This window comes from Microvenator marinus, assembly GCF_007993755.1.
In the GTDB taxonomy this organism is placed as follows: domain Bacteria; phylum Myxococcota_A; class Bradymonadia; order Bradymonadales; family Bradymonadaceae; genus Allomicrovenator; species Allomicrovenator marinus.
The window spans coordinates 5,044,497-5,058,710 of the sequence record NZ_CP042467.1 but is presented as its reverse complement, the minus strand read 5'-3'; the positions used below and the strand labels follow the sequence as shown (position 1 = coordinate 5,058,710).

The 14,214-nt window shown below is 55.3% G+C and carries 16 protein-coding genes and 1 pseudogene; all 17 read right to left on the bottom strand.

The features are described 5' to 3' along the window. Positions 1-9 precede the first annotated feature (9 nt). Positions 10-1,125 (bottom strand): 3,4-dihydroxy-2-butanone-4-phosphate synthase, encoded by a 1,116-nt coding sequence (ribB, locus tag FRD01_RS20750; RefSeq protein ID WP_146962853.1) that lies wholly within the window; start codon positions 1,123-1,125, stop codon positions 10-12. Between the two features lie 3 nt (positions 1,126-1,128). Further along, positions 1,129-1,764 (bottom strand): riboflavin synthase, encoded by a 636-nt coding sequence (locus tag FRD01_RS20745; protein ID WP_146962852.1) that lies wholly within the window; start codon positions 1,762-1,764, stop codon positions 1,129-1,131. Further along, positions 1,764-2,858: a bifunctional diaminohydroxyphosphoribosylaminopyrimidine deaminase/5-amino-6-(5-phosphoribosylamino)uracil reductase RibD gene (ribD, locus tag FRD01_RS20740; RefSeq protein WP_249755791.1), complete on the bottom strand. Its 1,095-nt coding sequence runs from the start codon at positions 2,856-2,858 to the stop codon at positions 1,764-1,766. Before ribD ends, FRD01_RS20745 begins: the two co-directional genes overlap by 1 nt. Continuing rightward, positions 2,848-3,390, bottom strand: a complete 543-nt coding sequence (gene nrdR / locus FRD01_RS20735) for a transcriptional regulator NrdR (RefSeq protein ID WP_146962850.1) — start codon at positions 3,388-3,390, stop codon at positions 2,848-2,850. Before nrdR ends, ribD begins: the two co-directional genes overlap by 11 nt. A 6-nt stretch (positions 3,391-3,396) precedes the next feature. Further along, the gene (rpiB, locus tag FRD01_RS24935) at positions 3,397-3,861 is read right to left on the bottom strand and encodes a ribose 5-phosphate isomerase B (RefSeq protein WP_430700864.1); all 465 of its coding nucleotides are present in this window, start codon (positions 3,859-3,861) and stop codon (positions 3,397-3,399) included. 42 nt (positions 3,862-3,903) lie between these two features. Further along, positions 3,904-4,110: pseudogene (locus tag FRD01_RS24930) on the bottom strand (acyl carrier protein); the annotation flags it as partial. 8 nt (positions 4,111-4,118) lie between these two features. Continuing rightward, positions 4,119-4,304, bottom strand: a complete 186-nt coding sequence (gene rpmF, locus FRD01_RS20725) for a 50S ribosomal protein L32 (protein WP_146962848.1) — start codon at positions 4,302-4,304, stop codon at positions 4,119-4,121. Positions 4,305-4,336: 32 nt separating this feature from the next. Beyond that, positions 4,337-4,891: a YceD family protein gene (locus FRD01_RS20720; protein WP_146962847.1), complete on the bottom strand. Its 555-nt coding sequence runs from the start codon at positions 4,889-4,891 to the stop codon at positions 4,337-4,339. Positions 4,892-4,964: 73 nt separating this feature from the next. Beyond that, entirely contained in the window at positions 4,965-5,513 is a 549-nt protein-coding gene (locus FRD01_RS20715) for a 1,2-dihydroxy-3-keto-5-methylthiopentene dioxygenase (protein WP_146962846.1), read from the bottom strand. A gap of 87 nt (positions 5,514-5,600) precedes the next feature. Then, the gene (locus FRD01_RS20710; RefSeq protein WP_146962845.1) at positions 5,601-7,910 is read right to left on the bottom strand and encodes a fibrinogen-like YCDxxxxGGGW domain-containing protein; all 2,310 of its coding nucleotides are present in this window, start codon (positions 7,908-7,910) and stop codon (positions 5,601-5,603) included. Positions 7,911-7,996: 86 nt separating this feature from the next. Then, the gene (locus FRD01_RS20705) at positions 7,997-8,941 is read right to left on the bottom strand and encodes a YihY/virulence factor BrkB family protein (protein WP_249755790.1); all 945 of its coding nucleotides are present in this window, start codon (positions 8,939-8,941) and stop codon (positions 7,997-7,999) included. A gap of 79 nt (positions 8,942-9,020) precedes the next feature. Next, entirely contained in the window at positions 9,021-9,518 is a 498-nt protein-coding gene (locus FRD01_RS20700; protein ID WP_146962843.1) for a metallophosphoesterase family protein, read from the bottom strand. A gap of 17 nt (positions 9,519-9,535) precedes the next feature. Further along, the gene (locus FRD01_RS20695) at positions 9,536-10,084 is read right to left on the bottom strand and encodes a hypothetical protein (protein WP_146962842.1); all 549 of its coding nucleotides are present in this window, start codon (positions 10,082-10,084) and stop codon (positions 9,536-9,538) included. Beyond that, positions 10,084-11,007, bottom strand: coding sequence for a hypothetical protein (locus FRD01_RS20690; protein ID WP_146962841.1), 924 nt, complete (start codon positions 11,005-11,007; stop codon positions 10,084-10,086). Before FRD01_RS20690 ends, FRD01_RS20695 begins: the two co-directional genes overlap by 1 nt. Then, positions 11,004-12,722: a hypothetical protein gene (locus tag FRD01_RS20685; protein ID WP_146962840.1), complete on the bottom strand. Its 1,719-nt coding sequence runs from the start codon at positions 12,720-12,722 to the stop codon at positions 11,004-11,006. The genes FRD01_RS20690 and FRD01_RS20685 overlap by 4 nt, the downstream gene beginning before the upstream one ends. Next, positions 12,719-13,453, bottom strand: coding sequence for an OmpA/MotB family protein (locus tag FRD01_RS20680; RefSeq protein WP_146962839.1), 735 nt, complete (start codon positions 13,451-13,453; stop codon positions 12,719-12,721). Before FRD01_RS20680 ends, FRD01_RS20685 begins: the two co-directional genes overlap by 4 nt. Further along, positions 13,450-14,214 carry a motility protein A gene (locus tag FRD01_RS20675; protein WP_249755789.1) on the bottom strand — a complete coding sequence of 255 codons (765 nt, stop codon included), beginning with the start codon at positions 14,212-14,214 and terminating at the stop codon, positions 13,450-13,452. The genes FRD01_RS20680 and FRD01_RS20675 overlap by 4 nt, the downstream gene beginning before the upstream one ends.

Genomic DNA, 14,214 nt, shown 5'->3' with positions numbered 1-14,214 from the left:
TAAATTCTTTCAGTCGATTGGAACGTGGTCCACGATCTCCAAACCGTAGGCTTCGGTGCCTAAGATTTTACGCGGGCGATTCGTTAACACGCGAATCTTGTGCACGCCACAGTCCACGAGGATTTGTGCGCCGATTCCAAGATCTCGCAAAACCTCTTGGGGTCGATTCACATCGACCTCATCTTGAGAGGTTCCTTGATGCTTTCTCAACACAGCTTTTGCGCCGCTGGCAGGTCTATCGAGGTAGATGATAAGCCCCTTGCCGACCTCCGAAATCTTCTTCATTGCACCTTGAAGATTCGCAAAGGTCTCCGAGCGACGCTGCGTAAAGACTTCGAAAGAATCGACGCGATGCTGCACCCTAACTAGTGTGGGCTCGTCACCTGTAAGATCTCCACAGGTCAGCACAAAATGCTCGTGATCGTCGACCACGGTCTTGTAGACCTTCACATTCCAATCCCCTGGCCATTCGGTCTCAAGTTTCTCTTCCAAGATACACCGGACAAGGCTTTGCTTCTGGAGCCGATAGGCGATCAGATCTGCCACCGATAGAATCATCAAGTCGTGCTTCTCGGCAAAGACCTCAAGGTCCGCCATCCGGGACATGGTTCCATCTGGATTCATGATCTCACAGATCACCGCAGCAGACTTGAGTCCGGCGAGCTTCGCGAGGTCCACACTGCCTTCGGTCTGACCAGTTCGGACGAGCACCCCACCTTCACGTGCACGCAAAGGGAAGATATGACCGGGCATCACCAAATCCTCAGGTCCCGAATCATCATCCACCGCGACTTGAATCGTGCGTGAACGGTCTGCCGCTGAAATCCCGGTGGTCACGCCCGTTTTTGCCTCGATACTCACGGCAAAGGCCGTCTGATACGGGCTCTGATTCGAGCTCACCATCATCGGAATTTTTAGCTTATCGAGGAGTTCGCCGCTCATCGCCAAACAGATCAGGCCACGGGCCTCCACGGCCATAAAATTGATGGCCTCTGGCGTGATCTTCTCGGCCGCGATCACAAGATCACCTTCGTTCTCTCGATCTTCATCGTCCACCAAGATCACGAACTTTCCGTCGGCAATCGCTTTAAGCCCTGCCTCTACTCTCTTGATCGCGTCATCCATCGCTCACTCCACAGAAAAACCATTGGCCTTCAAAAACTCTTCGTCGATCCGGGCGCTGCGGCCCAATAACTTCCGGACGTACTTCCCCAAAATGTCGGACTCGAGGTTGACCTCATCGGAGACCTTCAAATCAAGGAGATGTGTCTTTCCCTGTGTATACGGAATGATCGCAACCGTGAACTTATCGCCGTCCACGGTGTTTACGGTCAAACTCACGCCATCGATGGCAATACTTCCCTTCTCCACCAAAAGCTCGGCAACATGAGACGGGGCGCTGAACTCCAGGAGCACGGACTTGTCCAAGTCTTGCCGCCTGGTCACGCGACCCACGCCGTCTACGTGGCCACTAACCCAATGGCCGCCAAGCCTGTCACCGAGCGCCAATGCGCGCTCAAGGTGCACCTTGGAGCCGGGTCCTCGCCTGCCTATCGCCGTTTTCTCAAGAGTCTCCCAGCCCGCGTCTACACTGAACGAACGGTCCTGGATCTCCGTCACGGTCAAACACACACCGTCCACCGCGATCGACTCGCCGAGCTCGATGTCTTTGGTATCGTACGATGTCTCGATTCGAAGAGTCTTTGTGCGACTCCCTTTAACGTCTCGTATGACCCCAATATCCGTAATCAATCCTGTGAACATTAGCGCTCCTCATAGACGGGCAAGCCTTGGATGAGGAAATCCTCCCCAAGGGTTCGTGATTGCACCTTGGAGAGCTTCAAACTCTGATCCATGCGCGGAATCCCGAGGCCTCCAACAGGCCCTGGAGCTAGCTCTCCGCCAATGATCTTGGGCGAAACAAATGCAAAGACCTCGTCCACCAACTTGGCGTCAAAAAAACTTCCGTGGACCGCACCGCCTCCCTCGACGAGCATGCTCATGATGCCACGCTTACCCAGGTCCTGAAGTATAGCCTGAAGATCCAAACCACCGGCAAGACGTGGAACCCTCACAACCTTGACGCCGCGCGCCTTAAGAAGGTGTTCCGCCTGCTCCGGTGCGTTCACAGACGCGTAGACAAGCACGTCGGCATTGGAGTCAAATACGCGCCGCGTCGGCTCCAGACTAAGTAACGAGTCGAGTATGACGCGGGTTGGGTTTCTGCCACCTTCCCGACGACATGTTAACTGCGGGTCATCGAGACGCACCGTTCCGGCCCCGACCAAGATGGCATCGAGCTCATCACGAAGTTCATGGACTAGTCCCCGCGACTCTTCTCCAGTCACCCAAGCAGAATGGCCGGTGGTACTAGAGATTCTGCCATCGAGGGTCATCGCCCATTTGGCCAAGACCCAGGGGGTTTGAGTGCGTTGTAGCTTCAAATAGCCACGATTGAGGTACCGAGCCTCCTCTTCGAGAACCCCAACCTCAACTTCGATCCCATGGGCTCTTAGGTGCTCAATCCCACGTCCACTCACCCGCGGATCGGGGTCGATCATGGCAACCACAACACGGGAGACGCGAGCATTTACGAGCGCATCAACACAGGGTGGAGTCCTACCATGATGAGAACACGGCTCGAGGTTGACGTAGGCCGTAGCCCCTTGAGCATCGTCAGTCTTCCGAAGCGCATCGACCTCAGCGTGAACATCACCGGCCTTCCGATGCCACCCTTCGGCGATCACCGCACCATCACGAACCACCACGCAGCCGACATGAGGGTTTGGACGGGTTCGACCTGCGCCTTTGCGGGCAAGTTCAATCGCCCTCCGCATCCACGCTTCATCATTGCTCATTGATGACCCCGTCCGAATCATCAGATTCGTTCTCGCTCTCCTCGAAGCTCAAAGCCACAAGGTTTACGGGCCTGGGGCGAGCCTCAGGTTCGAGCTCACGCAATTCCTTCAGGAATTGTTGAATATCCCCGAATGCGCGGTAGACGGATGCGAATCGAATATAGGCCACCGGGTCGAGAAGACGGAGCTGTGCTGAGACTTCCGAGCCCAGCCATTCGCTAGAAACCTCACGCTGATTCTGGTGCAGGAGCCTTTCTTCTACGGCTTCGATCAACGCTTCGATCTGAACCCTTGAGATCGGCAGCTTCTTGCACGCGATCTTGACGCCTTGGAGGACTTTGCCCCGATCGTAATCTTCAAGAGTCCCGTCTCGTTTAATAATCTGAGGGAAGACTTCCTCGATATGCTCGTACGAGGTGAAGCGCCGCTGGCACTCTAAACACTCGCGACGACGCCGAATTGCCGCACCATCTTTAGACGGCCTGGAATCGACGACCTTGTCCTCCATATGACCGCAAAAAGGACACCGCATGGCATTCTATCCGTGCTCTAGATCGGAAATCATATTCACCCGCCTTTGATGACGACCGTCATCGCCGGGTTCGAACTCGGTCTCCAAAAATCCTTGGAGGCACGCCGCAGCGAGGTCAGGACCGACCATCCGTGCGCCGAGGCAGAGCACATTTGCGTTGTTGTGCTTGCGTGACATTGAAGCTGAAAGCGGCTCATTGACTAGAGCAGCGCGTATTCCGGGCACCTTATTCGCGGCGATCGACATCCCGATTCCAGAACCGCAAATCAAAACTCCCGCGTGAAAATCACCACGGGACACCTTGCGGGCGAGATTCCCAGCGAAGCTTGGATAATCCACCGCGGTGGAGTCCGATGGGCCGAGATCTATTGCATCCCAGCCCCGCGCCCTCAACCACTCGATCAAATGCGCTTTTAGGCCGATGCCCGCATGGTCTGAGGCTAGGATCACGGCGCCATTCGCGCTCTCGATCACCTCAGACTCTTCGTTGCGCAAGGAATCCACAAATTCAACGAGCTGCGCCACCGTCGCCAGACCTTCGAGCACAGACTCAGGCGTCTCGCCCAGAGAAAACTCACTCTCAACTCGCCAAATCAAATTGACGATCTCAAGACTGGTCATTCCCAGGTCGTTCAAGAAATGCGAATCGGGGCGCACCTCGGATTCGGGCGCCTCGATGACATCTGCGACGATTTGTATAACTCGCTGACGCGTGGACATGAGTACGCTCAGTACTCGATGACCTCAAGAACTTGTTCGTTCTTGTAGGTTCCACATGAACCGCATGCACGGTGCGATTGCTTCATCGCGCCACAGCTTGGGCATTCTTGGAAACCAGGCATCGTCAAGCGCATGTTGTGCGAACGACGTGTACGTGTCTTCGACTTCGATTTTCTTTTCTTTGGAACTGCCATGACATTCTCCTCGCCTAAAACCGGCGCTATTCCTAATTCTTACTGACTTTCAAATCTTTAAGTGCTGCCCAACGGAGGTCGATCTTCCCCTCCTCTTGCTGAGCAACGCCCTTTTCTCCAATAAACGCCTCAAACGCAAGGTCACATTCGGTATCACCCTCTTCGCACCGCGCAAACGTCGGCAACTCAAGAATGATCGCTTCCCGAATCACGGGATTGAGATCGATGACCTCACCCTCGTAGAACGTCACGTCGAGGTCTTCTTCGAGAAGTTCGACCTCCTCGCCTCCATACTTGGAGTCGAAGTCTCGGCGCAACATCATGACCCAATCGCCCTCGGCATACACCGGCAAAACTTGACGGCGAACGCACCTGCCACACTCAAACTCCATATCTACGGAACACGAGATATGAAGGCGAAACGTGGTCTCTACCCTCTCTACATCCACACTGGCGGTCAGTTTGTCCGCGGGTGCGAAATCCGCAATATCTTCAAGCAGGACCGCCAACTCCTCACGACTCATCTCGAGTTCGAGATGTTTGCTCCGGTTTTTGTCCCCGGAAAATTCGTCGATAAAGAGCTGCACACTATCCTCACTTCTTTGGACACCCTTGCCCAGAGAGCGCGACAACCTACATATGCAACCCTATTGTGTCAACTCAAGGGATGTAATTCGGTCCAAAACACAGTGGTTGGAAAGATTGGTCCGTTCCAGACTCCGTGTAATGAGGTGTCCATCCCGACATATCTTGAAAAAGTCGAATGGCACGAATCGTACGCTCGGTGCAGAGATGAAACCAGTGGTGGGTGCCACGAGGCACGTTGATCATATCTCCTTTGACCACTTCGATCCTGAAGACTGGGCCCTTGTCAGGATGGATATGAAAGAGCCCGCTTCCCTTGACGATGAAACGCACTTCATCTTCGTCGTGCCAGTGCTCTTTATCGAACTTTGCCAGCATCATGTCTAGATTTGGCGTGGTTGGCATGATGTTGATGACGTCTGCGGTGACGTAGCCGCCCTCGGCCTTTAGCTTGTTGATCGGCTCTGAGTAGGCCTCAAGGATCTCCTCGTTCGTCGCCTCGTCCGAGAGATCATCCGACCCTTCAAATCGCCGATACCAAATCCCAAATTGAGAGAGAAACTCCGAAATTTCTTCGGGATTCTCAAGCGTTCGATTTTCTTCCGGGATAGTCACAGTAGCCATCCACACCTCCTTGAAAAAAAAGAGAGCCGGTGCAACCACCTGACTCTCTGAGAAATTCCTCTAGGTTTTACTAAAAGGATACGCGCGTTAACGCAAGCGAATCGTACCGCTCCACCACGGATACCAGCCTTCCCATTGAGGTCCGACTTCGCTCCACATAATACGGAATTTAAAGGAATCGCCGCCCACGCTGTTGATCTGGGACTGGCCTGGCCAACCGATCACACAACTATTGCAGGTCTGACCAGAGGCCGACGAGAACGCGCTATATGACGTGGTAGGACCTGATTTAGCCGGGCTTCCAAAGGCCACATCGCCGGTGTTGTTCCCAAAGTAGGCGTTGGCGTTTGTCCATGAGTTGATCACCCAGCCAAGGTCGCTCGTCTCGAGCGGCATTTCCCGAGCATTGGCCTTGATTTCATAATCTTGGAAGTAGAACTCACGATATCCAGCTGGGAAGTCGAAGGTCCAATGGACTGCATGCCCACCGCCTTCGTCCATGGTCACTGGTGCACAGTTCTCAAAGCCAGAATCTGTTGGCGCCACGAGGTTAACCAACTCAGCCTTGAGTTCGTTTCGCGCGATACAAGGCGTGATATCGGTCCATCCACCACCATCTGTAGTCATGTCGCAGAACACATCAAAGGCCTCGTATTCCATGGCCGGGCCGTCCGGGTCGAGCTCGTACGTGCCGTCTTGTGAACTAGGATCGGCGGTCAGGATCTCTTTACAGGAGCCGAACCAGACATCCACACAACCCGTGGAAACCCACTGTCCAAGCTGACATGTCTGCTCCACACGACCGCGGTTTTGGAACCCACAACCTTGCTGGATGGTCTGTCTTTGGTTCTCAGAACACACCGTACAAATCGGGCCTGCGGCACCGCCACTGCAGATATTCGAAGCGCAATCAGTGCCTCGTTCACAGGACTCGAAGAGGTCACATTTTGGACAGGTCACGCCGCCACAATCCAAATCTGTCTCATCTTGATTTTGAACGCCGTCGGTACACGTTGAAGCTGCACAGGTTCCATTGTTACACACACCGCTTTCGCAATCGCTTCCGTCCGTACACGAATCTCCAGGCACGCAGCGGTCATTACAACTACCGCCACAATCTACGTCGGACTCGGTTCCGTTCTGGACGCCATCATCACAACGAGGTGCGGTGCAACGGCCGTTATTTCCGCAGACCTTGGAGATACAGTCTGTTCCCGCAACACAGAATTTCCCAACCGCACAAGGCGTACAGTCGTTTCCACAATCCACATCCGTCTCGATACCGTTCTGGGTACCGTCCGAACACTCGGACTCTTGGCAGATGCCGGCATTACATACGTTACTCAAACAGTCGCCATTGACGTTACAGATATTGCCATCTGGACAGCCCACGCAGCCGCCACCGCAGTCGACGTTTAGTTCGACGCCGTTTCTAACTCCGTCGGAGCAGGTCGGCACCGCGCAGGTTCCTTCAGCATTGCAGATGAAATGGGCGCAATCATCACCCGTGCTGCAATCACTACCAGGTGAGCATCCATTACAATCACCGCCGCAATCCACGTCGGTTTCGTTTCCGTTCTTCTTATCGTCTTCACAGCTCGCGCCCACGCAGATCGACGCCGAACACACGAGGTTTTGGCAATCACGTCCGTTCTCACAACCTTCGTTATCAGGACACGTTGGGCAGGTCGGTCCGCCACAATCCACGCCGGTTTCCTGGCCGTTCTTCACTGTATCGGAACACGTTGGAACTGAGCACACACCAGCGGTACAGACGCCACTTTCGCAGTCAGAACCTTCCGAACAGGTGCCACCATCGGCACACCCTGGACAGCTTCCGCCGCAGTCTGCGCCGGTTTCATTGCCATTTTGGCGTCGGTCATCACATGTGGGGACCTGACAAATTTCCTCGGCACACACGCCGCTGACACATTCGCTCGCGAGGTCGCACGCCTTTCCATCATCGCAGGGGCCACAGAGTCCACCGCAGTCCACGTCCGTCTCAAGACCGTTCAAAAGCCCGTCGCCGCAGTTGGAGTCCAAACAAAGCCCGCCGCCACAAATCTGCGATACACACTGTTCATTGGACGTACAGGCTTTCCCAACGAGACAGCGAGAACATCCTGGAGCGCCGCAATCCACATCGGTTTCGGCACCATTCTTGACGCCGTCCAAGCAGGTCGCAGCAGCACAAGTGCCTAGCGTACATGCCAGAGACTCACACTCAGAGCCTTGCGAACACGACTCGCCGACAGCTTTGAGACCACCGTTATTCGTGTTGTTTTCGTTGTTTTCGTTGTTGTCATCGGGTCCGGTTTGAATTGCCGGACCGTCACCACCACAACCCAAGGCGAAAATCGCGCTTAGTAAGAATACTCTCGCTAACCAAGTCTTCACGGGCAGACTCCATTCTTCATTTTTCAACAGGTAAATCGAGTTGAACACATCTTAGCCCCGACTCAAATATAAATCCAACCCAAGAGCTATTTGGTTTCCAGATCTTCGGTGGGAGGGTCGTGGAACACGCGCACAGACCTCTTTGGCTCTTCCCACCACGGCAATCCTGCCTCCGCACTCACCTCGATTTCGGCGATAACCTGAGCCCCGAGCAACAAGATCACGGCGGCAATCTCCATGGAAAGGAGCACGATCACCACCGTAGCCACCGACCCATAGACTGCATTCACAAGCGAAATGGAGGCGAAATACCAGACCAAGAACGCGCGCACGATCTCCCAGAGAATTCCCGCAATTAGCCCTCCGAAGATGGCCAGACGCAGGCGAACTCGAGCCATCGGCAGCACGCGATAGAACGAAGTAAAGAGTGAGACCACGCCCACAAACCCGAGGAACTTGAGCAAGAGTGGCAAGTAGCCCTCAAGCTGCAATTCACGGTCAAACAACCAGACGCCACGGCTCGCAACGGCCTCGTAAGCCGTCACGACAACCGTCACGACAAAGACCGCAAAGGTCACCACCGAGACGTAAATGAACGGCATCAGGGCGGAAATCACCGGATGGCGAGTCTTAACTTTTTTGTGGTGTCTGAAGATGATCGACATCGCATCCTCAACCATTCTGAACGCGATACTCGCGAAGAAGAGCAAGACCGCAAGACCCACGGCGCCCACCAAATGGCGCGTCTCTGAGAAGGACTCAAGCGCCGAGGATATGGCTTCTGTTCGGCCTGGAATCGCGAGGTCCACCTCAGCCGAGATCACCATCAGAAGCGCCTCGGTGTCCATAAATGCTGAGAGCACGTAGATGGCGATCGCCAGGGCCGGGATCATGGACAACAATGCGTTGTACCCAACAGCCCCCGCAAGAAGTAGACCTTTGTTTCGCCGAAAATTCTTGAGAATTCGCCAGATAAAGCCCCAGACCCGCTGAGGTAATGGAACCAGGTTTTCGGGATTCGGGAAGCTCAAATAGCTTTTCCTAGGTCCAAGAGAGCGCTGCATTCTAATCGCTTTGATGATCAGCGTCCACGAAACGATACGTCCCGGACTACGCTTTCTCGCCGCGCGCCCCTAAGAGCACCCGGCTCATGCCCAAAACCTCCCCGGAATCGACCTCAAGAATCGCGGCAAATCGCTCGAGGTGAAATCCGCTCTTTCCGGCTGCGCCCGGGTTTATCCAAAGGGTCTCCGAAAACCTCGCGACCACCGGAATATGGCTATGCCCCACCACGATCACATCGAGCTTCTCCCTTGCGATAAACGATCTGGCATCTCGGTTTGGATTTTTGGGATTACCCGCAATATGCAGTACTCCGAGCCTCAATCCCTCCACCTCTTCCACCAACTCAAGGGGCAAGAACCGTAACTCACCACCGTCGATATTTCCTTTGACGGCTTTGACAGGCGCAATCCGCTCGAGCTCTTCGAGGACCTCAGGCTTACCAATATCTCCGGCATGAACGATGAAATCCATGTCGGCAAAAGCCTGGTGAATATGAGGATGAACCCACCCATGCGTGTCTGAAATCAAGCCGATCTTTTTCATCAAAGAACCCGAGGCTTCTAAAGTATGAGCGAGAACATCACTCGCTGATCTTCGCTAAAGAACTCTTCTGGAACCTCCCACTCAAGAATTCGAGTGCGGAGGCATTCCAAGGTTTGTGGTTCTAGCTCGTCCTTGCCGGCTTGAAAACTCACTCTCTTGACCCGTCCGTCGGGCTGCACGTCCAACAACACGCCGAGCCGGACCGCACCTTGCGGCTCTCGGCACGGCTTAAGCTCCGAGGCGTTGTCGCGAACAAACGCCAGCAGACGCTGTTTTAACTTTGGCTCAAGAACTGGAGGCGCTTCGGGAAGCTCGCGTCTTGCGGGCGTCTTGGGCTCAGGCATTTCTTCTTCTGGCGCGGGAGCGGGCGCATCTGGCGGGTCCATGTCCACGTCGTCAAGGCAAGGTGCGGGCTCAGGACAGACCTTCTCTGGAGCAACTTCCGGGGCAGGCTCCACCACCGGCGGGACTTCGGCGCAATACTTACCTCCGAGAAAAAGTCCCACGCAAAGCGCGGCTACCACGGCCAAGGCACTGCTGACACGTTCTGCAACCTCTCGATCCATCAAAGCCCACGCCGGATTTCGACAACCGCCTTGCCGACCGCGATCTCGCCAAGCTCCGACATCCCTTCGCAGAGGTCGATAAACAAAGCCCGCCCCGGCCCATCATTGATACGCTCAACTGTCGGCCCAAAATAGGTGAGAGCCGAGGGTTCTAGCAAATCGATCGTACCGCTCGGAAATCCTGCAAAATCCCGGCAATACTCAGAGAACGCTTGAAAATCGCCCTGCCCTTCCTGAGTCGCTACGACCACGTGAAAGACTTTTGAAACGCCGAGCTCCTTATCACCCGGAAAGTCGAGCCACGCAGCGCCCTCACCCGTCTCCGAGAGAAGAAAGTCAGCCGCGGGTTGGTTGTCCAGGAAGCAGTTCTCGTCTGCCGCACCACAAATTCGGGCCGAAGGACTCAAAGTCACCACGATCAAACCGTCCTCTGGCGCCGTGAAGTATGGCCGGCCGTCCTGCGTAGCTCCGTTGGCTCGGTAGATGGCCTGACTTTCGATGCCGGGCCCAAGGAGCGCAAGGTTCTCAAAATCAGACTCGGCCTCATCGGTCAAAAAGAGAGTTCCACCATCCTTTGCGTAATAGACCAAAGCTTCCGCAGGCGACCCAAACTCTGCATTTGCGTCGTCGGTCCCGTAAATCAGCGGCACAGTCTGCCCAATTCGCCTGTCTAGCGGCGCGAGCGCCATCTTTCGCACTTCCACGCGTTGAGACGCGAGACCACTAGTCAGAAAACCCAAAATCCTAAAATACTCATTTGAGAGCGTCGCCGATGATCGGCTCATGTCGACCATCACCAACATATCCACCACGCGCGGCGGCGTGTCGCCGTTGTTAGTGGTGTTGTTCTCCTCGGGGTCCACGTAACGGATCACGGTACATCCCGAGAGCGACAAAGTCAGCAATATCAGAAGTAGTCTCATGAACTCGCCTCATTAGCTTCAACAGGGTTCAGGGGCTTTTTCATCAAAGCCTTTGAGTTCACCCGCAAGATATCCTCTCCTTCTCGCTCAAGTGCGCCCTGAAGATTGGAGAGGAACGCCTTACGCGCCTCCAGAAACGCCGCGCGCCCTACGGGGATCTCAAGACTGAGCTCGGCCTCCAACGCCGCTTTGCGAGACCCGCTCACAAGCGACAACAAGCTATCTCGGATGGCCTGAGAACTTCCCCGCGCAAAAGCGGCGAGCGACTCGAGCTCTACACGCAAGAGTGCGTCGGCCACGGCCTCGGGTGGCGCGTAGCTCACAGCGCTCTCCAGAAGATGTCCGCTCAGAACCTCTGCAGCGAGCTGTGGACGTTTTTGGCGAAGTTCCCGCATGGTTTCCTCTTGTTCGGCGGCGTTGAGCGAACCCAACATTGCCCCCAGAACTTGCGCCTCCGACGACTCTTGCCCGAACTCCTCGACCGCCCGTCGAAACCTGGACGCGAGCTCCTGAGACTCGGATCTACTAAGACCCTTTGCGGCCCCAGAGAACAATGACTCACGTCCTTCTTTAGTCAACCGCTCCATCAGCGCTCCCTGAATCTCAGGACGTAAATGCCCCACCACGTGAAGAAGCTCCGCCGGCGTCAGCTTTTGCGCCGCCTGCATCACACTTCCGGGCGCAACACCCTCGAGGAACTCCCACTCAGCAGCCGCAGAATCATCGTGCAAGACCTGCGCAGCTCGAAGGCGGGTCCGAATCCGTGCGACCACGGACTCCAGCTCGGCATCAAGCGGCTCAGGAGTTTCCACCAACCCCTTCGCAACCTGCTGCAATGCAGGCTTGAGGCCCCTCTCTGACTTTAGATCGTTCAACACGTCAGGACCCAAGACATGAACCGCTCTCACGGCCCCGTCCAAATCCTCGTTGACCCATTCGCGCATCATTCGATTTCGCACAGACCTTGACGCCAAGACCTCCTCACGAAGCGCCTCAACGTCCACAGACCTCTTTCGGGCCACAGATTCCGTCTCCGACGTCTGAGGCTTTGCGATTTCTGCAATTCGCTTGAGCAAGTAGAGCATCATCAAAAAGAGCAGAAGCGCCATGATCAGCGGTCCAATCCACGGGCCAAAAGACTCCCAAACCGACGGCACTTCAACTGGTGCCGGTGGCGCCTCCTTGACTTCTTCAACGGCTGGCTCCGGCAGTGGTGCTGGTTCAGGCAACGGGGCTGGCGCAGGCTGAGACCTGGGCGGCTCAGGGTAGAACGGCGGAAGCGGCTCCAACTGAGGCTCAGGAAAATCCAAGAGTTCGGGGCGAACTTCAACCACAGGTGCCAGGGAGCCAAGTCGGTGCTGGATCATTCTCGGAATGTTTCGTTGAAAATTACGCGGCAGTTTGGAATCGAGGAGCACCGAGACCTGGATAGACTTGGGATCCACCGAGAGCGAAGCCCCTGTGACCGACTCAAATCCAGGAGCTACTGGCCCCAAGGCCCTCGGCGCCTCCATTTCAACCTCGACCCCGATCACCTCGCAGCGCCCAGGACAAAGTCTAGCGAAGAGCGCGGCAACAGAGTCCTGAGCCGCCTTCTTGGTGGACGCCTGGGCTGCCCGAACCGAATCGCGCTCTCTGGGTGAAAGATCTTGGGCGCTTGCCACGCTCGACAAGCTCGAAGCCAAAAGAAACGCGAGTATCAATAACGACTTCATTGCTCTCCTCCCTCATTTTGAACCGGCTTTAGGAGCCGCCCCAAGACGTCCTCATGCAGCTCATCGATTCTTAAGATCACACGGCGATTCATACTCCGTGCGTCTTCGAGCTCAGCCTCACTGAGCTCAGCCTTGGTTTTATCGTCCAAGAGGTCAACTTCGGTGGCGGCACGAGTGTCGGCGAAACCCTGCACAGACACCCGCCGCCTGTCGATTCCTGCGGCCGTAAGCCGCTCCATGACGTGAATCGCTCGGCTCGTCGAAAGCTCCCAGTTTGAGCGAAATCTTGAATTCGAAATCGGAACGTCATCCGTATATCCCTCAACGACTACGCCATAAATGGGGTCGAGGCCGGCCACGAGCTTTTGCGCAAATGGACGAAACACGGTTTCACCTCGCGCGCTCAGCTCGGCCTCGCCGGACGCAAAAAGCAAAGCGTTTGAAAACTCAACCTTCAGACCGAATTCATCCAGAGTGGTAGACACCTCGCCGGTCAAGCCGTCGACTTCAATCACCTCATCAAGCTCCGCCTTCACTTCGTTCAGATTTCCGACCTTCTCCCCCGTCAAAGCCTCAACGAGCATATCGAAACGCGTCTGAGTCAGGTCGGAGATGGAGAGCAAGAGAATCATGAAGGTCAAAAGAATCGTGATCAAATCAGCATAGCTCATGATCCAGCCAACCTTATGGTCGGCCGCCTCATAGGTGAATCGGTCTTGGTTGAACATCATGTACTCCCCTGTGCGCTTGCACCGAGGTCCACCTGCGCGCCAACCACATCCGAGAGCTCATGGAGCGGACGACGGCGCGCAATTTTCAACATTCCGTCGGCAACCAATCCCAGATTTTCGGCTCGACGTGCGCCATAATCCGCGATCAAGCGACTCAGAGGCAAATAGACCAGGTGGGCGAGTATCAGCCCGTAGAACGTGGTCAACAAGGCGATGGCCATGCCTGGACCGAGCTTTTCGAAATCTCGCATATTGGCCAAGAGCTGAATCAAACCGATGACCGTTCCGATCATGCCCATAGCTGGAGCAAGGTCGCCAAGCGTCCCGAACACACGTTCGCCGGTCCGGTATGCGCTCAATTCTCGGCGTCCGAGCACAAGGGCATCCGATTCGATCTCATCCGCATCAGATTTCTGAAGCACCTGGCGCCCGAGAATCTTAAAAACTGGGTCCTTTTCGTCGTCCAAAATCTTCGAGGCGAGCAATGCCTTATCGCGACGAATCTCCCTGCCAAAGGCTAGGAGGTTCTTTGCCAACCTCTCGCGCTCCGCCGTTGGACTCCCAAAGACCGCCCTGAAAAAGGCCTTGATGGCGTCCCAAAGGGTGGTGAAGCGATACGTCAGAACCACGCCCCCAAGCGGAACCCCAAGCAGAAGAATCAACGCATAGTAGTTGATAAACCCATCGAAATCCTGGCTCATATGCTCCATGGCCAGCCCAAAGGTCCCCAAAATCATCAGTGCACCAATAATCACGTGCAT

What these genes read in the sequence shown, in the direction of transcription:
- FRD01_RS20745 (WP_146962852.1), bottom strand. Translation starts at nt 1,764, where the DNA reads ATGTTCACAGGATTGATTACGGATATTGGGGTCATACGAGACGTTAAA.
- FRD01_RS20680 (WP_146962839.1), bottom strand. Translation starts at nt 13,453, where the DNA reads ATGATGTTCAACCAAGACCGATTCACCTATGAGGCGGCCGACCATAAG.
- FRD01_RS20700 (WP_146962843.1), bottom strand. Translation starts at nt 9,518, where the DNA reads ATGAAAAAGATCGGCTTGATTTCAGACACGCATGGGTGGGTTCATCCT.
- FRD01_RS20675 (WP_249755789.1), bottom strand. Translation starts at nt 14,214, where the DNA reads ATGCACGTGATTATTGGTGCACTGATGATTTTGGGGACCTTTGGGCTG.
- FRD01_RS20695 (WP_146962842.1), bottom strand. Translation starts at nt 10,084, where the DNA reads ATGGATCGAGAGGTTGCAGAACGTGTCAGCAGTGCCTTGGCCGTGGTA.
- FRD01_RS20715 (WP_146962846.1), bottom strand. Translation starts at nt 5,513, where the DNA reads ATGGCTACTGTGACTATCCCGGAAGAAAATCGAACGCTTGAGAATCCC.
- FRD01_RS20685 (WP_146962840.1), bottom strand. Translation starts at nt 12,722, where the DNA reads ATGAAGTCGTTATTGATACTCGCGTTTCTTTTGGCTTCGAGCTTGTCG.
- ribD (WP_249755791.1), bottom strand. Translation starts at nt 2,858, where the DNA reads ATGAGCAATGATGAAGCGTGGATGCGGAGGGCGATTGAACTTGCCCGC.
- rpmF (WP_146962848.1), bottom strand. Translation starts at nt 4,304, where the DNA reads ATGGCAGTTCCAAAGAAAAGAAAATCGAAGTCGAAGACACGTACACGT.
- FRD01_RS20690 (WP_146962841.1), bottom strand. Translation starts at nt 11,007, where the DNA reads ATGAGACTACTTCTGATATTGCTGACTTTGTCGCTCTCGGGATGTACC.
- ribB (WP_146962853.1), bottom strand. Translation starts at nt 1,125, where the DNA reads ATGGATGACGCGATCAAGAGAGTAGAGGCAGGGCTTAAAGCGATTGCC.
- nrdR (WP_146962850.1), bottom strand. Translation starts at nt 3,390, where the DNA reads ATGCGGTGTCCTTTTTGCGGTCATATGGAGGACAAGGTCGTCGATTCC.